Origin of the sequence: Jidongwangia harbinensis (assembly GCF_020216025.1) — a bacterium.
GTDB classification, from domain to species: Bacteria; Actinomycetota; Actinomycetes; order Mycobacteriales; family Micromonosporaceae; genus Actinoplanes; species Actinoplanes harbinensis.
This window is the reverse complement of the sequence record NZ_JAIWNC010000018.1, coordinates 1-21603: the sequence shown is the minus strand read 5'-3', so window position 1 is coordinate 21603 and position 21603 is coordinate 1. Positions and strand designations below refer to the sequence as shown.

Here is a 21603-nt window from a genome sequence, read left to right as displayed (position 1 = left end):
CTGCCAGCCGGGGAGCTGGCATCGGCGATGCCATCACGCCGAAGACTCTGGCGGGTACGGCTCATCGATGCGGACTAGCTTGCTCTGATACGCAATCACGACGAGCTGTGCACGGTCGCGTGCGCCGAGTTTGGTCATCGTTCGCGTTACGTGTGACTTAACCGTCAGCCGCGACAAGTGAAGCCGACCGGCGATTTCCTCGTTGGACAGGCCGCAGGCAACTAGCGACAAGACCTCCCTCTCCCGATTGGTGAGCTGCGTCAGGCTGGGCGCGACAGGCAGCGAAGCGGCCATTGGCTGGTTCAGAAAGTGGCTGATCAGCCCCTTTGTCGCGCTGGGAGACAACAGCGCTTCGCCCGTCGCCACCACCCGGATCGCGTTGGCTAGTTCGGCCGGTTCCACATGCTTGCCGAGGAAGCCGCTAGCGCCAGCTCGCAGCGCAAGGATTACGTTCTCATCGTCCTCGAACGTCGTCAGGACCAGCACTCGGACGGCGGCCAGATCCTCGGCTTGTGCCATCAACCGGGTGGCCTCCAGTCCATCCATGTCGGGCATGCGCAGGTCCATGAGGACGACGTCGGCGCGCAGCGTACGGGCAAGGGCAACCGCCTCGATACCATTGCTAGCTTCTCCGACGACCTCGATGTCGGGTTCCGGATCCACGAACATACGGAATCCTGCCCGGACCAGGGTCTGGTCGTCGACGAGCAACAATCTAATGGTCATGACGCCGGCGCGGACAGTTCGGCTCGGACCGAAAATGCGTTCCCTTCAGCGTGGCCGACCGCGAATCTTCCGCCGTTCGCGGCCACCCGTTCGCCCATGCCGAGAATGCCGTAACCAAAACTCTGCCCGGAATAGCCTTGGCCAACCTTGTTGATAATGTCGACGGTGACCCCGGCGCTGGTGTAGGTGATGGTCAGGTGAGCCTTCCCGTCACCGTACTTCCAAGCGTTCGTAAGACCCTCTTGTATGATTCGATAGGCCACCAGATCTGCCATGGCCGGCAGCTTCCGGGGAACTCCAATCTGTTGGCGCTCGACACACAGGCCCGTCGCCGTAAAGTCGCAGATGAGCCGATGGAGGCTGGCAAGTCCCCGGGCCGGTTCAATCGTGAGTGCATCCTGATCGGGCTCTTGGCGCAAGAGGCCGATGACGGATGCCATCTCCTTGAGCACATCGTCCGCCAGCTGGCTGATGTGTTCCAGAGCCGGGGTGACCTGCTCCGGACGGTGGTCCACGATGCGCCTCGCCCCGGCCGCCAGCACCTTGACCGCCGCAATGTGGTGTGCGACGACGTCGTGAATGTCCCGCGCGATTCGTACCCGTTCCTGCGCGACACGGTGCCGCGCCTCTTCATCGCGGGACTGTTCGGTCTGCCGCGCCCGGTGCTCCACCTCGGCAACGTAGGCGAGGCGACTGCGAGTCGCATCACCGATCGCGGCGCCGACGCCGATCGCGGCAATGGTGCTGAGCCTGTGCCCGTTCAAGGGGTCCCAGAGGAGCGTGCCGATGGTCAAGAAAGCGGCGACGCCACCCGCGGTGAGCCAAGCGGTTTGTCGCTCGGTACGGGTCGCAAACGTGTATATCAGCAGGACGATCGCCGCCGTCAGGACCGGATCCTGACGATGCGCGATGGCGGTAAGCGCAGTCGCCGCGGCGACGCTGACGAGCATGGCCGCGACGGTGAACCGGCGGCGCGCGGCGACGGCGATCACCGCGAAGACGAACGCGACAAGGTCGGCGGTCGTCGTGGGGAGGTGTCTCTCCGGCGAGGACTCGATCAGCGCCAACGCAGTCGCCGTCAAGGCCAGAGCCGTAGCCAGAAACGTGTCTCCGAGGACCGGGTACTTCCGAATCGCGTCGGAGATTCCGGGTAGCACCCGCTTCGGCGTCATGGCGGCGATGGTAGGCGGGCGTCGTGCGCACCCGCATCGTCCTTCTGCGGTACTCCGTACCCCTGCCTACACCCGGGGGAGGAGCTTGGTTTGCCACCAACGGGAGGATGCTCACCAATGGCCCCCGCCCACACCATTTATCCCTATGAGGAACATGGTGGAACTCAGAACCGGTCCGGCCGTCGCCGTCGTCGTGGGCGCCCTGCTGGCGACGGTCTCGGCCTGTGGTAACAGCGATTCCGGCATCACGGAGCCGGCGGCACCCTCGCACAGCCACGCGTCATCGGATGCGCCAGCTCTGCCGCTACGGCCTGGCGAGCGGTTCGTCGAGTTGACCGTGGCGAAGTCCTACACGCCGACTCCGCCGAACGGCGGCACGGACGAGTATCGATGTATGGTGCTGGATCCGAAGGCCGCTGGTCAGGAATACTTGACCGGCATCCAGTTCCAAGCCCAGAACGAGCCGATCGCGCATCATGCCATCACCTATGTGGTCGACCCGAAGGAAGCCGCCGCCGCCCGCACGAAGGACGCCGCGGATCCGGGCGAGGGCTACACCTGTTTCGGCAATGATGGCCTGAGTTCCTCAACGTGGGTGGATACCTGGACGCCCGGCGCCAAGGAGACTCTTTTCGATGGTGACGTCGGATATCGCATGGAACCCGGCAGTTTGGTGATTCTGCAGGTCCACTACAACCTTCTCACCACCAACGGCAAGGCCGCCGAATCCGACCAGTCCCAGGTCCGGTTGCGTGTCACCAAGGGGACTGCTACCACAATTGCGCTGGACACACTGCCGATGAACGGGCCGATCGAACTGCCGTGCGCCGAGAACGAATCCGGCCCGCTATGTGAACGCGCCGCCTCGTTCGCCGACGTCAAGAAGCGCTTCGGTGAGCAGGAAGGTGGCAAGGCGGACGAGCTACTCCGGGAATGCGGGCACACCGCTCCCAAGCCGGGCAACACCCAGACCTGCACCATTCAGGTTCCGGAACCGATCACCATCCACGCTACGCGCGGGCACATGCACATGCTGGGCAAGTCGATCAAGGTGGAGCTCAACCCGGGAACGCCCGAGCAGCAGACCCTTCTCGACGTTCCGACCTTCAACTTCGACGACCAAGCGCTGCACCTGCTGCCAGCCCCTGTCGACCTTAAGAAGGGAGACACACTCAAGCTCACCTGCACCCACGACGCCACCCTTCGCCGAAAACTGCCGCAGCTCAAGAACACTCCACCGCGATACGTTATCTGGGGCGACGGAACAACCGATGAAATGTGCACCGGCCTGCTCACCGTTTCGGCGTCATGAGAGACCTCGCACTGTGGCCCCTGCGTTTCTTCCTCGGCTTCACCTTCCTGTATGCCGGCCTCTCCAAAATATTCGACAGAGTCTATCTGGATCCGTCATCACCGCTCGGCGTCAAGCAGCAGATGCTGACGGCCGCCGAGACCTCGCCGATCGGAGCCGTCGTTCGACTGAGCGCCGAATACTCGACGTTCACAGGGCTGGCGATTGCCTTCGGTGAGGTTGCCATCGGAGCGGCCGTCCTGGTCGGGTTTTGGACCCGCGTCGCGGCAATCGGTGGTGCCCTTCTGGCACTCAGCTTCTTCCTCACAATAAGCTGGAACGTCAGCCCCTACTATCTCGGTGCAGACATATTCGTCGCCTTCGCCTGGACGCCACTGGCGATCGTCGGGGATCACGGTAGATTTTCGATAGCGAACCGCCTGCGCACCGCCGTGCGTAGGCGGTGGCCCGAGGGAAACGCCGAACGGCGAACAATGATTATCGGCGGCTCCATTGCGACGACGCTCGCCGCGGCCGGCGTCAGCGTGGGCAGTGCAGTCGCACTCGGCCGGAGGGGTGGCAGAAGGGCTAACAACGCGGCTGTTACCGGGTTGGCAATCGTGCCAGTCGCCGAACTGTCCGTCGGTGAGTCCTTGAAGTTCACAACTTCCGACGGCGGCATGGCCTATCTGCTGCATCCCGCACCCGACTCCTACCTCGCCTTCAGAGCTGCCTGCACACATCAGGGGTGCCCCGTCAGCGTGGAGGACAACGGATTCCGCTGTCCCTGCCACGGCGGTAAGTTCGACCGCAACGGCCAAGTGACCGGCGGGCCACCACCGGCACCGCTGGCCAGAATCCCGGTTCGAATCGTCGACGGCGTGGTCACCACCGCTTAACCTGGCGTCGTGAGTCGTTAACCTTGCGCCTTCACTGAGGCTGACGGGTGGCGGACCGCGGAACGCGAAAGGTGCAGAGCAGAGTACCGGCACGCGTCCGAAGGTTGTCGTCAGCGGTGGGGCCCGGGGTGTGGTCGGTCATGCCGGTCCCGCCTGCTCACCGATCTTGCTGACAAGACCGAACTGGCCTGGCTGCAGGTGCAGGAGACGCGCCGCTCGTTGCCCGCCACCAGGTCCTCGCGCGGGCGCTGCCGGGGTTCGTGCTGGACATCGACGCGACGATCGTGCTCGCACATTCGGAGAAGGAATCGGCCACCGCCCCGTCTGGAACGGAGGCTAGTAGGACCCGGCGTCCTGGAAGTGGGACCACGCGCCGCACGGGGTGTCGTACCGGCCCTCGATGTAGCCGAGACCCCACTTGATCTGGGTCGCCGGGTTGCTCCGCCAGTCGGAGCCGACGGAGCTCATCTTGCTGCCCGGGTAGGCCTGCGGAATGCCGTAGGCGCCGGAGTTGGGGTTCTCGGCGCGGTGGTTCCAGCCGCTCTCGTGCTTCCAGAGCTTGTCCAGGCAGGGGAACTGGTCGATCTTGAAGCCGGCCTCCAGCATCAGCGCGCATCCGATCTCGCGGTTGCCGCTGTACTCGTCGCACGAGTCGGGGATCGGTCCGGTGAACTCGACCGTACCGCCGTTCTGTTCGGCCTTCTTCTTCTCCTCGGCCGCCTTCTTCTTCGCGATCACCCGGGTCTCGATCTTCTTGGCCTTGGCGGCGGCGGTCCTGGCCTCGACCGCGGCCCGCTCGGCGGCGACGCCCTCGGCCTCGCGCTGCCAGGCGCGGGCGGCCGCGTGCGCGTTGTGCCGCTCCTTCAGCAGCTGGATGTCGTCGACCTCGACGTGCCCGGCGTTCCGCGACACCCCGTGCTGCCGGACGTCCCGGTCCTGGCCGAGGTACACGCCGCTGACCAGGCCGGCGAGCAGCAGGCCGACCGACGCGACGCGCCATCCGATCCGGATCGGGAGCCGGTTCACGGAGTGTCCCTTCGTCGGGCCGACGAGCGGCCGGGTGGGCCAGGCCGGGCGCCTGCGCGAATACCATGGCGCAACGCGACGCCGATGCGGAACTATGCCACGCCGAGGGGCGAATCCTCATCCGAGGCGGTGCGGGCGGGAATGCCGATGCGGTGGGAATGCCCGGAAGTACGGAGAAAGTCGTGCCGATCGGGCCGGTCCAGGGCGGCGGGTCAGGGGAGCGTGATCGGCAGCTTGATCCCGTCGAGGACACCCGCGCACGGGCACGACCGCGTCGCCGGTAGCGCCGCCACCGCGTCCAGCAGGATCCCGCGGAGGCGGGCGGTGTTCTCCCCGAAGACCCGGAAGACCTCCTCCTGGGTGACGCCGTGGTCGCCCTCCACGCCCGCGTCCAGATCCGTGACCAGCGCGATCGCGGTGTAGCAGAGTGCCAGCTCCCGGGCCAGCGCGGCCTCCGGGTGTCCGGTCATGTTGACGATCGACCCGCCGATCGCGGTGAACCACCGCGACTCCGCCCGGGTGGAGAACCGGGGCCCCTCCACCACCACCATCGTCCCGCCGTCCACCGCACCCACCTGCTCGGCGGCGGCCAGCACGGTGCGCCGCCCGTCCGGGCAGTACGGGTCCGCGAACGACACGTGCACCGCGCCCGAGTCGTAGTAGGTCTGCGCGCGCCCGCTCGTCCGGTCGATCAACTGATCCGGCACCACGAACGTGCCCGGACCCAGCTCCGGCCGCAGCCCACCGACCGCGCACGGCGCGACGATCTGGCGTACCCCGATCGAACGCAGTGCCCAGAGATTGGCCCGGTACGGAATCTTGTGCGGCGGGAACCGGTGATCGCGCCCGTGCCGGGGCAGGAACGCGACGCGGCGGCCACCCACCTCGGCCACCGTGATCGGATCCGACGGAGGGCCGTAGGGCGTGGACACCTCGATCTCGGTGGCACCCTCCAGAAGGGCGTAGAGGCCGGAGCCGCCGATGACACCGATGTCCGCCGCTGACGGTGGATGGTTCATGCGCAGACCTTATCCGCGGCCGGAGACGCAAGCTAATGTGCCAAGCATGGCGTTGCTCGCACGTGGTACGCAGGCGTCTGACACACCCGCACGAAACGCGGGTGAGCTTCCCGGCGGGCACCCCCCGTGGGGTTGCCGTGCATAGCGAGGAGCAACGGGTTGGAGGTCGGCCGATGGAGTCGATGACCGGTCAGTTGCTGGTCGCGACCCCGACGCTCAAAGACCCCAACTTCGACCGTACGGTGGTCCTCCTCGTCGCGCACGAGACCGGCGGCGCGCTCGGCGTGGTGCTCAACCGGGCGACCGAGGTCCCGGTCGCCGACGTGCTCGGCGCCTGGGGCGAACTGGCCGGTGACCCGGCGGTGCTGTTCGAGGGCGGCCCGGTGCAGCCCGAGTCGGCGATCTGCCTCGCCCGGACCCGCCCCCAGGTGAAGACCAGGGTGAGCGGCTTCCACCAGGTGGCCGGCGCGCTCGGCACGGTCGACCTCTCCGCCGACCCGGAGCGGCTCCGGGGCAGCGTGGCCGGCATCCGGGTCTTCGCCGGCTACTCCGGCTGGTCTCCCGGACAGCTCGAGGAGGAGATCTCGTCCGGCTCCTGGTTCGTCTTCGACGCCCTGCCCGGCGACCCGTTCGTGTCCCGGCCGGACGACCTGTGGGCCATGGTGCTGCGCCGCCAGGGCGACATCCTGGCGGCGGTGGCGCACTTCCCGCCGGACGTGTCGCTGAACTGAGGGGCCTGCGTACGGTGGTCCGGGATGGTGTGTACTATTCCGTGAGTGCCCGGGAGACCGGGGACGGCATGGGGCTGTGGCGCAGCTGGTAGCGCACCACACTGGCAGTGTGGGGGTCAGGGGTTCGAGTCCCCTCAGCTCCACGATATGGCGTTCGCGTAGAATGCCTATTTCGTGTTGCTCGCGATACGTCACTCGAGCTGGGAAAACTTGAGGCAGGGTGGTTGCACCCTGCCTCAGGCCGAACGGGCTCTTGATCCCTGGATCCTGTGCCACCCAGGCCATCTCGGTCGGCGCTTGTTGGGGTGACCGGCGACTATGGCGGGTCCCACCAAGTGGGGCTACTCGTCGTTGCTGATCAGGCGCGTGCCGAGATCACCGATGCGCAAAGACGCCCCTCGCCGTCGATTCCCCATGGTTTCAGTGCGCCGCAGCCGCCGTGCTGGAGAGTTCAACGTCGACGGCGATCAGTTCCTCGTCGCTGGGCCGCTCGCCGGCTGCTCGGGTCGACAGTTTGGTCCAGTCCTGCTCGCGGCCAGGCAGGTCGACCCAGTCCCGGCCATTGGTGTAGTCGATCAACAGGATGTACCCGGCGGGGCTGACCGCGGCGATCGTCGCGCGCTGCGGCCTGCCAAGGGTTGAACGTCTTTGCTACCTCCGGCTATCGCTGACGCCCCAGGCCAGGTAGACCTCCGCGCACTACCCGCAGACGGATCTCGGCAACGTCGCCGGCTCGCCGGCGACCCGCGGGCGTCCTACGAGAGGGCGCCTGGCGTTCGGCCAGAACGGCGGCACGAATCGTGCTGCATCGCGGCACGAGGAATTGCGGATGGCCGCCGGAACCAGATCTGTGCGGTCGGCGAGAAGCGGCGTCCGCACATCGCCCGTAGGCGCAGGCCCGGATACGGTTGGTGCACGACGGGGCGACCTGGGATTTCTGTCAGGATGACCCATCCTGTGGTGTGCCAGGGATTCGCGGAGGTCTTGGCGATGGTTGGCCGCCGAGGCGGGTCGATCGGCGGGCTCGGGTTGCGTTCGCGTGTCCGAGTGCGTGCCACTGACCGGCGTTCGACACGGGCTGTCTTGCGTGACGGCGTGCGTTGACGCGGTAGTCGGGAAGCCGGTGCGTTCATCGGCGCCATCCCGATCCGAGCGAGGGCGGTGAACCGAGCCGAACATCGCGCGCAGGGGAAGCCGGCTTGTTCCCGAGGTGCGGGCTGCTTTGCGGCCGGCAGCTGCCGGCCGCACAACGTCCACACCGGACGGCTCGGGTCGGTACGGTGTCGACTACGACCATCACCAGCGTCCGGCAGCGAGATCCACTCACTACTCGTGGTCTCCATTCGCTGACACTATGTGTCGATCTGAGGTCTGGCTACGCCCGAGGATCGGGCATCGCCTTAGCGCAAGTGTCAGAACGGCGGCGGGCAGCAGGATCGATGCGGCGAATTCGCCGACGAGGTACTCCTCGAACCGTCCCTCGTCGCCGTCAGAACGCGGACGCGATCATCGACCTTAGCTGGGGCAGTACAGACGGCGAACCTGCAGCTCGATGCGAGCAGGTCGGCCACCGATCGCGGTGTCGGCCAGACGGCGCGTATATCTCCTGTGGATCCAGACCTCTCCCTGCTGCCACCAATGCAGGCAGACGCCTTCTCGGCGAGCGGCGGGCGCGAACGACTACTACAGGACCGGCCGTGTCGACCGAGGTGACCATGACGGTGGCCAGATGGGGAAGCAGTTCAGAGAGTTCAACATTACATATCGACAGGATCGCCCGGAGGCCGCGTTTGTCGCAATTCCCCGTTCAAGTGATCTCCTGCCACGAAGATCTTGCCAGAGCCATCGGAACCCGTACGCCGACACGTGTTGCCCGTGCCGCCGGCGACCTCGCTGGCGAGGCCGAAGCGCTCACCAACCTCGGCTTCCTGGCATGGCGCCGTCGGGAGGCACTCAGACGCCGAGAAACGGCACCAGCGCGCATTTAAGTTACTCCGCGCGGTCGGTGATCGACGGTACCTGGTTCGGCCAACCGGCCTGAGCGCCGTATTAACGGTCGTCTCAGGTTCGCTCAGTACGAAGTAAGCATTAGATAAGCCATGTAACCCGTATGTACGGGGGCCGTTGATGGCAGTCAACGCAGAGCCGTCCGGGGAAGCGCGGCCGGTCGCTTGGCAGCCCTGTTCGGCGCCTGGCCGGCTCTCGGTCGGTCGCCCGGTCCATGATCAAGGAGGCGCTCCGTGTTCGACCAGGTGAACGGCCTGCCGGTGCACGCTCTCGTGCTGCATGCCGCCGTCGTGTTAGTGCCGCTGCTGGCGTTCGGTGCCTTCGTATACGCCCTGGTCGGACGGTGGCGCGCCAAGATCGGTTGGGCGGTTCTGCTACTGGCCGTGATAGCGCCGATCAGCGCGCTGGTCACCGTGCTGTCCGGCAACAAACTGCATGAGCGGCTGCTCGAGCAGGGACTCAAGGGGCGCGGCGCGGAGATCATCAACGACCACATGGGCTTCGGCACGAGTACGTTCTGGTTCTCGCTGGCCCTGGGCGTGGTAACGCTGGTCCTAGTCCTGACCACTCAGCGCCGGCCCGGTTCGCTGCCGCGGGTGGCCGACCTGGGGCTGGCCGTGGTGATGGTGGCGCTGGCCGCGGTCACCGGCTATTACGTTTACCGGACTGGCGACTCGGGCGCCACGGCGGTCTGGGGCCAGTACTAGCTCGATCTCAACTCATGCGTCGTGGCCTCGGGGTCGTTGATCGCTTTGGTTTGTTTGTGGCGGTGGCGGGCAGGTCCGCGGCGCCGCTGTGCGGGCGGCGGTCGTTGTACTGGTCGACGTACTCCAGGGTGGCGATCTCGACCTGGTCGCAGGTCTTCCACGGTCCTCGTCAATTGATCAGTTCGGTCTTGAACAGCCCGATGTGAACTCTGCCAGAGCACTGTCGTAGGCGTCCGCGACGGTGCCGACCGCCGCGTCGACGCCGGCTGCGGCGAGGCGTTCGGTGAAGGCGATGGACGTATATTGCGCTACCGGCGTCGTGATGGTGGATCAGCCCGCTCAGATCGGTGGCGCCGTGTCGGCCCGGCCAGATCGCCATCTCGAGGGCGTCCAGCACGAGGGCGGTCTTCATGCCGGTCGGGGCGCGCCAGCCGAGGATGCGGCGGGAGTACACGTCGATGACGAACGCGACGTAGACATCCCGGACCAGGTCGGCACGTAGGTGAAATCAGCGACCCACAATCGATTCGGCCGGTCGGCGTTGAACCGGCGCTGGACCAGGTCCGCCGGCCGGGTGGCGTGTTGGTCGGCGATGGTGGTCCGGCGGGTGCGGCCGGGCACGACACCGCGCAGGCCAACCTCGCGCATGAGCCGTTCGACGGGTGCACCGGGGCACCTCGATGCCTTCACGGTTGAGCGCTGGCCACACTTTGCGAGCGCCGTAGACGCCGTAGTTGGCTGCGTGGACCCGGCGGATCTGCTCGCTCAGCCAGGCGTCGCGGCGGGCCCTGGCCGATGGCAGCCACCGGCAGACGGCGCGGTAGGTGCTGGACGCGATCGGCCACCCGAACTGCGTGAGTGCGTTCTCGCGGCGCAGCCGCTTCAACTCCGCGGACTCATCAGTGCTGGCTCCGGCCCACTGCCCGCGGTCAACCTCGGCCTCGCGGACCCATTTCCGTAGCGTCTCCGCGGTACCGACGCCGAGTTTTGGGCCACCGCGGTGATCGCGGCCCAGCCGGACTCGTAGTTCGCGGTTCAGTTGATGAGGGATCGAGTCACGGTGGGGGGAACCGGGCGATTGAGCATCCGGCAGGTGAGAGCGGTGTCGGCGGCGGATACGACCTGGGCGTAGCGGGTTTGGCCTCCGGGTGTCGCGGTGATGCCGGGTGTGGCGGTGATATCGGCGACGGCGGTGCGTTTGCCGTCCTCGGTGGCGGTGGCTCTGGTCTGATGGCCTCTGGTGGTGCCGGCGTGGGCCCAGACGATGCCGCACGCCGTGTCGAGGCGGAACAGGCCGAGGCCGTAGCCGCCCTGAACGCCGACTTCGTCCGGGAGTGGGACTGTGGTCTTCATCTGTGTCAGCGCCGCCGGTGAGAACAACCTGCCTTGCAGCACCCCGGACAGGAAGCGGGACACATCGTCAGGGGTGGAGATGATTGCGCCGCCGGCTCCGGCCCAACCGCCTAGCGGCCGGTCGGACACGTCTACGTAGGTGGGAGTGGGATCGCCGAACGAGACGGAATAGCCGTGGGCGTACCCGGGGCCGGTACTTCTGGCGTTCGGGTCGGGGTAGTAGGTACGCGTGAGGCCGAGAGGGACGGCGATGTGCCGGCGAACGAGGTCAGGCATGGTCCTGCCGGTCACCTCCCGCAGCAGCATGCCGAGCAGGACGTAGTTGGTGTTGGAGTAGCTCCAGCCTTGCCCGGGTGGGAACTCGGGCCCATGGGCGAAGGCAATGTCGAGTAGTTCCCGCTCGGTGGCAACGTGATATGGGTCTTGTTCCATCCGGACGAAGTAGCCGGGATCAGCGACGTACTGGAACAGGCCGCTGGTGTGGTTGAGCAGCATCCGCACCGTGATCTCGCCGCCGCCGGGCACGACGCCTGGCAGGTAACGATCGATGGGAGCGTCGAGGTCGACTCGGCCGCGGTCGACCTGTTGCAGCACGAGCGTTGCGGTGAATGCCTTCGTGACGCTGCCGATCTCGAATTGATCGCGGCCGGTCATCGGTCGTCCGGTGGCCCGGTCCGCCACCCCCGCGGCGGTGACGGCAATCCGTCGGCCGTCGTCGACTCGTGCGGCATATCCGGGCACCCCGCTGTCCAGCACCTGCCTGGCGACGTCGCGCATGGTGGAATCAGGGGACGGCCCGGCCGCGGGTGCGGGGGGCGTACCCGCGCCGACAAGTGTGGCAACGACGGTCAGCGCGAGGGCAGCACGTCCGAAGCCGGGGAGAGTCGCCGCCTTCGCGGCGCGGGGCGTGAGAACAGCAGGCATGGCATCCATTCCTTCGCGGCAAGGGTGGGTGGTGGTGGGCACCGAGATCGCCACTTCCGGTGACGTCCGGCCTCCCTCGTGGACACCCAGTCGATCTGGACTGAGTTCTACGGACTGTTGGTCGTCGCTTCCGGGCGGAATGGTTCCGATCGCTCTACGCCGACCTGAGTCGTGGTCGCACCGGCGCCGCCGAGGGCGCGCGGCGATGTCCTGCCCGGCACACGTCTCAGCCGCACGCTGCCATCGGGCGTCACGGACGGGGTTGGCTCGGCGGCGTCGGGAAGAGCGACGATCCCGCTGGCGGCGCCTGGAGCCCGGCCGGCAAGCACTGCTCGCTCTGGCTCACCGGCGTAACGGTGACACCTGACCCGCCTGGCCGCCGGGTTCGCGGTCGGTGCTCCGCGGCCCGGTCAGCGTGCTGCCGCCCCACGTCACCGCCCGTCCGACCGCCACGACGCCGCACGGGTGTGAGTTCAGTGCGGACGTATGGGAGCTCAGCTCGTTGACCTCAGGGATCCCACACAGGTTCGACGCTTCGTCAGGACTTGCGGGGGGAGACCCTCATGATGCCCGCGCACATCTCGTCGCTGGTGCCGTCGCCCCACACCACGTAGCGCGGCGGCAGCTTCTTCAGCTGCGGCAGCTGTTTGCGCAGCCCCGCGTCGTGCGTGCAGGTCACCCGCAGCGTGTCGCCGGGGCCGACCTCCACCGGCGACGGCAGCTTCTGTAGCCGCTGGTTGTCGAAGTCAAACTGCGGCACGTCCAGCAGGACCTCGGCCCTCGGCGTGCCCGGGTTGAGTTCGACCTTGATGGATCGCCCAAGCCAGTGCATGTGCCCGAAACCGGCGAACACCGTCATCGGTTCCTCCACCTCGTGGTCGCAGGTCTGGGTGTTACCGGGCTTCGGTGCGCTCTGGCCGCACTCCTCCACCTGACGATCCGCGGTTTCGCCGGTCTCCGCCCCGAACCGCTTCGTCACGTCGGCGATCGAGGCCGCCCGGTCGCAGAGCGGGCCCGACTCGTCGGCGGCGCAGGGCAGCTCCGTCGGCGCGTCGAGCGGGTATGTGTCGAGTTCCCGGGTCTGCGGCGTGCCGTCGGTCAGCCGCAGCCGCAACGCGGAGCGGTCCGGCCCGGCCGGCTTGCCGTCGGTCGTCAACAGGTTGTAGTGCATCTGGAAGATGATCAGGGTGCCCGGCTCCAGCTTGAAACCGGCGTCCTGGTCGAGCAGCGCCTCCGTGGCACCCGGCGCCCAGGTGTCCACCCACATCGCGCCCGGTTCGCCGTCGCCCTCCACGTCGGCGCCCTCCACGCCGGTTCCACCGAAACACTGCCAGCCGGGGCCGGGGACCTTCGCGTCCTGCTCGCGCACCAGGGCAGCTTTGCCCGGCCGCACCGCGTACACGAGGGCGTGGTGCGCGATGTCGAGGTTCTCCGGCATGACCTGGGTCCCGGTCAGGAACGCCGCCTTGGTCAGGCCCGGATCGATCACCTGGCACCGGTACTCGTCCGTGCCGCTACCATCCGGCGGAGCGGGCGTGTATGCCTCGGCCATCTTCAGGTCGAGAAACCGCTCACCGGCGCGCAGCGGCAGCGGTGGACCCACCGACGCGCCCGCGTGCGCGCCGTGCGAGACACCCGCGGGGGGCGCGGCGGGCGCCGCACTGTTGTCGGCATCCGACCCGCAGGCGGCGACAGCGAACGCCGTCACCAGCGCCATGGTGGCCGCCCCGAATTTCCATACTTTCCCAGACGGCCGTGCATTGACTGTCATCAACAGCTCCTCATGCGAGTTGCATCGCTTAACTGATGCATACTTCGTACCGAGCGAACCTTAGGCGACCGTTAATGCGGCGCTCAGACCCTGGTAAATAAGGGTTTCAGGTGTGGTGGCGGCGGGCTAGCCGGCGGGGGCATCATGATGATCATGGCCCCATTTGAACCGTCGCAGCGTGATGCTGCGGAGCCGTCGTAATCGCGGTGCGTCGGCACCGGTGATCCAGGAGAACGTCCGCTCGACCGCCCACCTGCCGGACGCAGGATCCGTTCGGTGGCCCACCGGCTACGGATGACCGACTGAGGGGATGCCGATGACCGTTACCGCCGCCATCGCTGCGTTGCGGCACGACTCGCATGCCGTTCGGCGTGACCTTTTCGCCGTGTGTCGGATTCGGCGTGAGACTTCGTGGTGCGGGCGGCGGCCGGTGCGGGTGGGTGTTCAGATCGGCGTGCATAGCCCATCGATCAGATCGAACAACGCGTCCGGCCGAGCAGTGAAACAGTCGCACACCTCGCCACGGAACCGGCGCAGTTCACCCTGGCCAGGCCACCCGGCCTGCGCGACACTACGAACAACGGCCACCTGAACCTCCCGAAAAGATTCGCCCCTCCTCAGAGTGGTCAGGTGGCCGTTCCATGCCAGTCCCTCCATGGAGCGACTGAACCCAACTCAGACGCTAAACGCGAAGCTTAGGTGATTGGTCAGAATCGTGGCCCGAGCCGACGGGTTGTGGCCAGCAAGGCCACCAAATGCACTGGTCATGGTGTCGCCTGTGACTGTCGCCTTGGCGCTTATCCCGATCGCGAAGGGCTGAGCCGGGCGGTGTAGGTGAGCTCGTTGCCGACGACGCGCGTCCGTCGTGGATGGGAACGCCGTCGTGGGTGTTGTGGCCGCCTCGCCGCCGGGGGCGACGGTCAGCAGGAGCGAGCGACCCGATGTAAATCGCTGGGTCAGCGTTCCAGGTTCTCCAGCACGCGGGCGAGCAGCGCCGTGAGCGTTTCCACCTCCTCCTCACTGAGTCCCGCGACGGCCCGGCGCTCGAGGTCCGTCAGCCGGTTCCTGCCCTCGCCGATCCGGGGGTCGTCGGGGTCAGTAAGGACGATCGTGCGGCTGCGCGCGTCCGTGGGGTGCGGCTGGTAAACGATCAGCCCGTCGCGTTCCATGCGCGCGAGTAACTGGGCCATGGAAGACTGTTCGATGCCGGTCGCCTCGGCCAGCGCCTTCTGGGTCATCCCGGTGCGCCTCTTCAGCAGCGCGAACACCGGGATCTGGGCGAACCGCAACCCCAGAGGCGTGAGTGCCGCATCGCCGTGCCGGGCCAGTGCACGGGCTACCCGATTCATCGACTGGGACAGGCTCGGCGACGCCTTGGGCGTACGTGAAGTCATGTTCCTGACTTTACATTGCATCCTATGCTTGTTACGGTTGCATCGGATCCTATTTAGTTGGACGGCAATCGAAGGGTGACCGATATGAACAACACTGCCCAGGTGGTCATCGCCGGCGCCGGCCCGGTCGGCCTGATGCTCGCCACCGAACTGCGGCTCGGCGGCGTCGAGGTGCTCGTCGTGGAGCGCCGGCCGGCCGGCACGGTCGGTGAGTCACGCGGCCCCGGTATCAACGCGCGCAGCATGGAGGTCCTCGCCCAACGGGGCCTGGCCGACACGTTCCGCGCCGTGGGCAAGCCGCTGTCCGGCGTCATGTTCTCCGGCATCCTGCTCGACCCGCAGAGCATCGACCCGGACTGGCCGGACGCCTTGATCCTGCCTCAGCACCAGACTGAGCGGATCCTCGCCGAGCGCGCCGTCGAACTCGGCACGCGGATCCAGTGGTCCACCGAGGTGACCGGCATCAAGCAGGACCGGGACGGCGTCGAGGTGCAGCTGCTCTCGGCGGGCCGACCCGAACAGATCCACACGGCCTACCTGATCGGCTGCGACGGCGGACGCAGCACCGTCCGTAAGAGCAGCGGCATCGACTTCCCCGGCCTGCCCGGCGAGACCTGGTGGGTGGTCGGTGACCTTGACCTCGCCTGTCCGCCGGACCAGGGGTTCGGCTACAACGACCGGGTCGGCTTCTACCAGATCTCGCGCGCCGAGCCGGAGTGGATCCGGCTGTCGGTGATGCGCCAGACACCGCCGCAGGACCCCGACCAGCCGACCACCCTCGACGAGATCCGCGAGGCGATGATCTATGCCTTCGGCACCGACTACGGCCTGCGGGGGGCGCGCTGGATGTCGCGCTGGTCCGACGGCTACCGCCACGCCGCCACGTACCGGGACAACCGGGTCTTCCTCGCCGGCGACGCCGCCCACATCCACACCCCCGTCGGCGGCCAGGGCCTGAACCTCGGCATCCAGGACGCGGTGAACCTCGGCTGGAAGCTGGCCGCCGTCCTGCGCGGCGACGCACCCGACAGCCTGCTCGACACCTACCACGACGAACGGCACCCGGCCGGCGCCGACGCCCTCAAGTGGTCGATGGCGCAGACCGAAGTCCTCAAGCCCGGCCGCCGCCGCGAAGCCGTCCGGGAGATCTTCAGCGACCTGTTCGCGGCACCGGAGGCCACCCTGCAACTCGCCGGTGGGCTCAGCGGCCTGGCGCTGCGCTACCCGCTCGGCGAGTACCACCCCCTGCTCGGGCGACGCATGCCCGATCTGGCCCTCACCGGCGGCACCGACGTCTTCGCCCTGCTGCACGACGCGCGTCCGGTCCTGATCGATCTTGGCGTCGACGGCATCGCCGACACCCTCGCCCCCTGGGCCGGCCGGATCAAGCACGTGACCGCCGAGTACGCGCCCGACGAACGCGGCGGCCTCTGGCACGTCCCCGTCTTCGGCGACATCCCACCCTTCGAAGCCGCCCTCGTGCGCCCCGACGGCTACGTCGCCTGGGTCAAGCCGACCGCGACCCCCTTCAAGCCCACGACGCTGACCGACGCGCTGACCCGGTGGGTCGCCACCGTCGACCAGATCCCCGGCTCCAACCCCACCGAGGAAGGCACCACTGACATGAACACCATCGTCGGCACCTGGACCATGACCTTCACCACCGGCAGCGGCGAACGCACCGCGCCCCTGATCCTGACCACCGACGGGTCCGCGGTCACCGGCACCTACGACGGCACCCCGATCCAGGACGGCCGCATCGACAACGGCGAACTCACCTACACCGCCCACCTCACCTCGCCCTTCAAAATGAAGATCACGTGCACGGCCACGGTGGAGAACAACACCATGTCCGGCAAAGCGAAAGCGGCGATGATGACGATCCCCTTCACCGCCACCCGCACGGCGTAAGCACCACCGACCGGCCATCACCTTGCCCGACACCTCCGACACCGAGGCGGAAGAGGACCGGGTGCACCCCACCGAGGCCATCGGCGTTACTCGTCAGATACGCAGCGACAGACGGCTACTCACGTCCAGCTTCACCTGCCCGTACGGGCGACATGCGTCCAAAACACCGGGGTCAAGCCGCGCCGGTCGGCGTCGGTGAGCTGATCGCACCGTTCCTGCCCCGGTCGGCGACCTCCGGCCAGGCCAGCTCCGGCAGGCCGGTGTCGAGCGCGGCGAGCTCGTCGCGCATCTTGCCGCCAAGCTGGTCGATGAACGTGGTCGGGTCGCGGGACCACGCGCCGGCCGGCTTTGCCGGCGTCCTTGTAGACCAGGGTGGTCCAGTCGCCGAGCACGCCCTTGTGGCTGGGTACGGCCTCGCCGGCCGGGTAACAGGTGAGCCGGGCGACGATGTGACGGCGCTGGCCACAGTCGTCCGGCCGAGCAGAAGTCCCGTGCTGGCCGGTCCGAACCGCAAGGCCGGCTCTTCGGAGAAGTCACTTCCCGGACCGCCGAGTTCCAGCTAGAAGACTGGGCTTCGCACCGCGCCCGGGTATGGGGCGATGGTCCGGCCTCGGGGCTCAGCGCACGGTGATGACCACCTTGCCCGTGGTGTGTCCGGTCTCGCCCAGGGCGTGCGCCCGGGCGCCTTCGGCGAGGGGGAAGGTGCTGGAGACGTGCGCGCGGAGCATTCCCCGGTCAGCGAGCCGGGCGATGGCGCGGATTCCGGCCTGGTCGTGCTCGACAAGCATGATGACGGCGCGGACCTGCGCCCTCTCCGCGGCGGCCGGGGTGTCTTCGGCGCCCGGCACCAGGGACACCAGGATCCCACCGGGACGGAGCACACGCACCGAACGGGTCGCGGTGTCCCCGCCGAGGGGGTCGAGGACGACGTCGTACCGCTGTTCGGTGTCGGTGAAGTCCTCCGTGCGGTAGTCGATGCAGGCATCCGCACCGATCTCGCGCAGGAAGTCATGTTTGGCGGCACTCGCGGTCCCGGTGACGTGCGCGCCGCGCTCCTTGGCGATCTGCACCGCGAGATGGCCGACACCGCCGGCCGCGGCGTGGATCAGCACCCGTTGCCCCGCCCGCAGGTCCGCAGTGTCGACAAGAGCCTGCCAGGCGGTGAGCGCGGCCAGCGGCAGAGCGGCCGCCTGGACGTGGTCGATACCGGCGGGCTTGGCCGCGAAGGCGCGGGTGGGACCGGTCACGTACTCCGCATGGGAACCGGCGCCGTGGGGGTAAGGCAGCATGCCGAAGACCTCGTCACCGGGGCGGAACAGGGTGACGCCGATGCCGGTCTCGACCACGGTGCCGGAGACGTCCCACCCCAGGGTCATCGGCGGTGGCGGCAGGAAGATGGGGTGGGCGCGGTGTTTGAAGTCCGTCGGATTCAGCCCGGCCGCGTGCACGGCGACCAGGATCTCGCCCGGGCCGGGCGCAGGCCGCGCAAGCTCGGTCAGCCGCAGGACCTCGGGGCCGCCGAGGACGGTCTGGTGCAGGGCGAGCATCACCGGGCTGCCCGTGGAGCCGGGGTGTTCAGCGCTGTCTGTCGACGTCATGTCCTCATCGGACGCCCCGACCCGGGGTGATGGCAAGAAGGCCGTCTTTCGATTGTTCTTGCCATGCCCCGGCACCCGTGACGCGCAGGTGCGCAGAGATCGTGTCAAGGCTGTCTGGGCGGACCATCCGATCGATACGACGACCCGTGTGATCACCACGGTGCACACCCTCATCTACGCCCACGACGTCGAAGCGGCGGGAAGGGGCCGTCGGCTCCACCGATCAGCGGTTCGACGTCTCGCTGATGTGTGACGACCTCGACGCGACCATGGCCGAGTTGCCGGCGAAGGGCGCCGAGATGGCGCTCTACCAGCCGAAATACGATCCGCCGGCGACATCGCTGTAGCACGGCGGGCCGAACGGAATGCCTTGCCGACACTGCGTCCCGGCGCTCTTTCCGGCCACGGCGGCAGCAGGCATATGGTTCGCAGGTCAGTACCGCGCCTGGTGCTCCAGATCGCCGAAGTCCGTGAGGAAACCGGCGATGTCGTCGTCGGCGGTGTAGCCGGCCCAGGTCAGACCGTCCGTCGGCACCAAGCCGGACGGCGACGAGGTTGGCGCCGCTCGCCGGCCGGCCCTGGACGGCGTACCAGATCAGGATTCTGCCGTCGGCGATGGCCCGATCCGGCAAGATCTACTGGCAACGTCAGATGTCGGAATGCCACCCCTCGCGGGCATCACAGCGGCGACGGCTCTAATCCTGGCCTCAGGTTGATCGGCGAGAATGAGCGGCAAAAGCATCGACTGGAGGGGGGCGGGCCGGCGTGCGGATCATGATCGCGGATGACGAGGCGGCCATCCGTGAGTCGCTGGAGCGGGTGCTCCAGGTCGAGGGGTACGACACCAGCACCGTCGCCAACGGTCTCGCCGTGCTCGACGGGGTCAGTGGGGCCGGCGGTGACACGTTGGATCTGCTGATCCTCGACGTGATGATGCCCCGCCTCGGCGGGCTGGAGACCTGCCGGCGGTTGCGGGCGGCGGGCCGGGATCTGCCGGTGCTCATGCTGACCGCCCGGGATCAGGTCTCCGACCGGGTCGCCGGGCTGGACGCGGGCGCCGACGACTATCTGCCCAAGCCGTTCGCCACGGAGGAACTGCTGGCCCGGGTACGGGCGCTGCTGCGCCGGCGCACGCCGATCGACGGAGAGTCGCAGATCCTGTCGTACGCCGACGTCCGCCTCGATCCTGACCGTTTCGAGGCGTGGCGGGGCGAGCGGCCGCTGTACCTGACCCGGACCGAGTTCTCCCTACTGCAGGTTCTCGTGCGTAACGCGACGCGGGTCCTGACCCGCGACGCGCTGTTCGAGGCGATCTGGGGCTTCGACATGAGCACCACCGCCAACAACCTCCAGGTGTACGTGAGCTACCTGCGCCGCAAGATGGAGGCCGAGGGTGAGCCACGATTGATCTACACACTGCGCGGCCTGGGATACACGTTGCGGGAGACTCCTCCGTGAGCGGGCCCGCCCGCCGGGAAACGCGCTGGCCGTTCCGATGGTGGCGGCGGCAGTCCCTGCGGACCCGGCTGACGGTGATCGCGGCGACGGCCATCGCGGTCAGCGTGTTCCTGGCCTTCCAGGTGGCCAGCGACCTGATGGAGCGGAAGCTGCGGGACACCGCCGAGGATCAGTTGCGCGCCGACTCCCGCGTCCTGGCGACGAGCGCGGAGCGCGCCGGTCTGGCGCAGGTCCAGCTGTCGCCGTATCCGGGATCCGGTCGGCTGGTGCGGGTCATCCTGCCCGACGGCTCGACCCGGACGCCGGCCGGCCAACCCGCGCTGCCCCCGCTCAGCGAGGACGCCGGGCGCGTGGCGCAGGGCCTGTCGACCGACCTGCTGGAGTCGACCGACTGGAACGACGGCTACCGCATCTACACACTGCGGGCGGGCGACGGCGCGGTCCAGGTGGCCGACCTCGCCGACGACAGCCCGATCAACCAGTTCGGGTTTGGCATGCTGCTGATCGGGCTGCTCTGCGTGGTCGGCGGCGCCCTTGTCGGGCGGACCGTGGCGCGGGCCGCGCTGGCACCGATCGACCGGCTGACCGCCGCCGCGGTACGGGTCGCGCACACCCAGGATCTCGACGCCGACATCCCGGACGAGGGTGGTGGGGAGATCCGGCGGCTGATCCAGTCGATCAACGACATGCTCGCCGCGCTCCGGGACTCCCGTCGGGCCCAGCGGCTGCTCGCCGAGGATGCCGCCCACGAGTTGAAGACCCCGCTCACCAGCCTGCGCCTCAACGTCGAGCTGCTGATCCGGCTCGATCGGCGGGGCACCCTGGACAGCGCACTGCCGGCGGAGAGCCGGACCCGGCTGCTCAACGATCTCGGCGCCCAGGCGGCCGAGTTGAGCACCCTTGCCGCCGAGTTGACCGACCTGGCGCGCGGTGACGTCAGCAACGAGAGCACCGAGCTGCTCGACCTCGCCGACGTGGTGGTGGCCGCCACGACCCGGGCGCGTTCCCGGGTGCCCGACATCGAGATCGCGCTCGACGTCACGTCCGTGTGGGTGAGCGGGCGTCCGGCGGCGCTCCAGCGGGCGGTGCTCAACCTCATCGACAACGCCGGCAAGTGGTCCCCCGCGGACCAGCCGGTCCAGATCCGGCTCCGTGCCGAGGGCGCGTCGGCGGTGCTCGAGGTCGACGACGCCGGGCCGGGCATCGACGCCGCCGACGTACCGCGGGTGTTCGACCGGTTCTACCGTGCGGACAGCGCCCGGGCGTTGCCGGGATCCGGCCTGGGGCTGTCGATCGTGCAGCGGGTCGTCGATGCCCACGGCGGCCGGGCCGCCGTCGCCCGGTCCATGCGCGGTGGCGCGCTGCTTCGGGTCGACCTCCCGGCCGCGGCCCCGCCGGCCCCGGTCGCGCGGCTCACCGCCGGGGAGGACACCGCGGTGCGCTGACTCGTCCCGGCCGCCCCGGCGGCGCGGCTCACCCGCCGCGGAGCGGTGGGGGGTATGAAGAGGTCCGGGACGGGCGTGGGGCCCGTCCCGGATGTTGTTCGTGTCGTTGGGTGGTCAGTGTTGTAGGGCGAGTTCCTCGTCGGCGGTGTGTTGGTGTTTGGGTGGTTGGGT

General features: G+C 68.1%; 19 protein-coding genes, 1 tRNA gene and 2 pseudogenes. 11 read left to right on the top strand and 11 right to left on the bottom strand.

Going from position 1 to position 21603, the window contains the following annotated elements; genetic code table 11:
• Positions 1–33: 33 nt before the first annotated feature.
• Together LDL48_RS22055 and LDL48_RS22050 are read right to left on the bottom strand one after the other, a co-directional pair.
• Positions 34–726, bottom strand: coding sequence for a response regulator (locus LDL48_RS22055; RefSeq protein WP_225257090.1), 693 nt, complete (start codon positions 724–726; stop codon positions 34–36).
• Positions 723–1898 carry a sensor histidine kinase gene (locus LDL48_RS22050; protein ID WP_225257089.1) on the bottom strand — a complete coding sequence of 392 codons (1176 nt, stop codon included), beginning with the start codon at positions 1896–1898 and terminating at the stop codon, positions 723–725. The genes LDL48_RS22055 and LDL48_RS22050 overlap by 4 nt, the downstream gene beginning before the upstream one ends.
• Before the next feature lie 145 nt (positions 1899–2043).
• On the opposite strand from LDL48_RS22050, the gene LDL48_RS22045 reads away from it, so the two are divergent.
• From LDL48_RS22045 to LDL48_RS22035, 3 genes and pseudogenes are all read left to right on the top strand, one after another.
• A complete protein-coding gene (locus tag LDL48_RS22045) occupies positions 2044–3210 on the top strand; it encodes a monooxygenase (RefSeq protein ID WP_225257088.1) in 1167 nt (388 codons plus the stop codon).
• Positions 3207–4088: a Rieske 2Fe-2S domain-containing protein gene (locus LDL48_RS22040; protein ID WP_225257087.1), complete on the top strand. Its 882-nt coding sequence runs from the start codon at positions 3207–3209 to the stop codon at positions 4086–4088. The genes LDL48_RS22045 and LDL48_RS22040 overlap by 4 nt, the downstream gene beginning before the upstream one ends.
• A gap of 40 nt (positions 4089–4128) precedes the next feature.
• Positions 4129–4405, top strand: a pseudogene (locus LDL48_RS22035) (hypothetical protein); the annotation flags it as partial.
• A 19-nt stretch (positions 4406–4424) separates the two neighbouring features.
• On the opposite strand, the gene LDL48_RS22030 reads toward LDL48_RS22035, so the two are convergent.
• Positions 4425–5114, bottom strand: a complete 690-nt coding sequence (locus LDL48_RS22030; protein ID WP_225257086.1) for an aggregation-promoting factor C-terminal-like domain-containing protein — start codon at positions 5112–5114, stop codon at positions 4425–4427.
• A 212-nt stretch (positions 5115–5326) separates the two neighbouring features.
• Positions 5327–6133: an S-methyl-5'-thioadenosine phosphorylase gene (locus tag LDL48_RS22025; RefSeq protein WP_225257085.1), complete on the bottom strand. Its 807-nt coding sequence runs from the start codon at positions 6131–6133 to the stop codon at positions 5327–5329.
• Between the two features lie 173 nt (positions 6134–6306).
• Between LDL48_RS22025 and LDL48_RS22020 the strand changes: the two genes are divergently transcribed.
• Together LDL48_RS22020 and LDL48_RS22015 are read left to right on the top strand one after the other, a co-directional pair.
• Positions 6307–6864, top strand: a complete 558-nt coding sequence (locus LDL48_RS22020) for a YqgE/AlgH family protein (protein WP_225257084.1) — start codon at positions 6307–6309, stop codon at positions 6862–6864.
• A gap of 70 nt (positions 6865–6934) precedes the next feature.
• Positions 6935–7007, top strand: a tRNA-Ala gene (locus LDL48_RS22015).
• Positions 7008–7284: 277 nt separating this feature from the next.
• Here LDL48_RS22015 and LDL48_RS22010 read toward each other — a convergent pair.
• Positions 7285–7443, bottom strand: coding sequence for a hypothetical protein (locus LDL48_RS22010; RefSeq protein ID WP_225257083.1), 159 nt, complete (start codon positions 7441–7443; stop codon positions 7285–7287).
• 1661 nt (positions 7444–9104) lie between these two features.
• Here LDL48_RS22010 and LDL48_RS22005 point away from each other — a divergent pair.
• Positions 9105–9578 carry a DUF2231 domain-containing protein gene (locus tag LDL48_RS22005; protein ID WP_225257082.1) on the top strand — a complete coding sequence of 158 codons (474 nt, stop codon included), beginning with the start codon at positions 9105–9107 and terminating at the stop codon, positions 9576–9578.
• Between the two features lie 169 nt (positions 9579–9747).
• Here LDL48_RS22005 and LDL48_RS45095 read toward each other — a convergent pair whose 3' ends face one another.
• The 3 genes from LDL48_RS45095 to LDL48_RS21995 all read right to left on the bottom strand — a co-directional run bounded on the left by LDL48_RS45095 (position 9748) and on the right by LDL48_RS21995 (position 11708).
• On the bottom strand, positions 9748–10068 hold the full coding sequence (locus LDL48_RS45095; RefSeq protein ID WP_372472186.1) for a DDE-type integrase/transposase/recombinase: 321 nt from the start codon (positions 10066–10068) through the stop codon (positions 9748–9750).
• A gap of 18 nt (positions 10069–10086) precedes the next feature.
• Positions 10087–10464 carry an IS3 family transposase gene (locus LDL48_RS45090; RefSeq protein WP_372472176.1) on the bottom strand — a complete coding sequence of 126 codons (378 nt, stop codon included), beginning with the start codon at positions 10462–10464 and terminating at the stop codon, positions 10087–10089.
• A 149-nt stretch (positions 10465–10613) separates the two neighbouring features.
• Entirely contained in the window at positions 10614–11708 is a 1095-nt protein-coding gene (locus LDL48_RS21995; RefSeq protein ID WP_225257081.1) for a serine hydrolase domain-containing protein, read from the bottom strand.
• Positions 11709–12060: 352 nt separating this feature from the next.
• Between LDL48_RS21995 and LDL48_RS21990 the strand changes: the two are divergent.
• Positions 12061–12251 (top strand): annotated as a pseudogene (locus LDL48_RS21990) (IS5/IS1182 family transposase); the annotation flags it as partial.
• A gap of 142 nt (positions 12252–12393) precedes the next feature.
• On the opposite strand, the gene LDL48_RS44595 reads toward LDL48_RS21990, so the two are convergent.
• Both LDL48_RS44595 and LDL48_RS21980 read right to left on the bottom strand, forming a co-directional pair.
• A complete protein-coding gene (locus LDL48_RS44595; protein WP_372472185.1) occupies positions 12394–13572 on the bottom strand; it encodes a monooxygenase in 1179 nt (392 codons plus the stop codon).
• A 1010-nt stretch (positions 13573–14582) separates the two neighbouring features.
• Entirely contained in the window at positions 14583–15020 is a 438-nt protein-coding gene (locus LDL48_RS21980) for a MarR family winged helix-turn-helix transcriptional regulator (protein WP_225257079.1), read from the bottom strand.
• An 84-nt stretch (positions 15021–15104) separates the two neighbouring features.
• Between LDL48_RS21980 and LDL48_RS21975 the strand changes: the two genes are divergently transcribed.
• Complete coding sequence (locus LDL48_RS21975; protein ID WP_225257078.1) at positions 15105–16931, top strand: FAD-dependent monooxygenase; 1827 nt, start codon at positions 15105–15107, stop codon at positions 16929–16931.
• 617 nt (positions 16932–17548) lie between these two features.
• Here LDL48_RS21975 and LDL48_RS21970 read toward each other — a convergent pair.
• Positions 17549–18688: an NADP-dependent oxidoreductase gene (locus LDL48_RS21970; RefSeq protein ID WP_225257077.1), complete on the bottom strand. Its 1140-nt coding sequence runs from the start codon at positions 18686–18688 to the stop codon at positions 17549–17551.
• 86 nt (positions 18689–18774) lie between these two features.
• On the opposite strand from LDL48_RS21970, the gene LDL48_RS21965 reads away from it, so the two are divergent.
• From LDL48_RS21965 to LDL48_RS21955, 3 genes are all read left to right on the top strand, one after another.
• Positions 18775–18876 carry a VOC family protein gene (locus LDL48_RS21965; RefSeq protein WP_225257076.1) on the top strand — a complete coding sequence of 34 codons (102 nt, stop codon included), beginning with the start codon at positions 18775–18777 and terminating at the stop codon, positions 18874–18876.
• A 427-nt stretch (positions 18877–19303) separates the two neighbouring features.
• Complete coding sequence (locus LDL48_RS21960; protein ID WP_225257075.1) at positions 19304–19987, top strand: response regulator transcription factor; 684 nt, start codon at positions 19304–19306, stop codon at positions 19985–19987.
• A complete protein-coding gene (locus LDL48_RS21955) occupies positions 19984–21432 on the top strand; it encodes a sensor histidine kinase (protein WP_225257074.1) in 1449 nt (482 codons plus the stop codon). The genes LDL48_RS21960 and LDL48_RS21955 overlap by 4 nt, the downstream gene beginning before the upstream one ends.
• Positions 21433–21603: the final 171 nt, after the last annotated feature.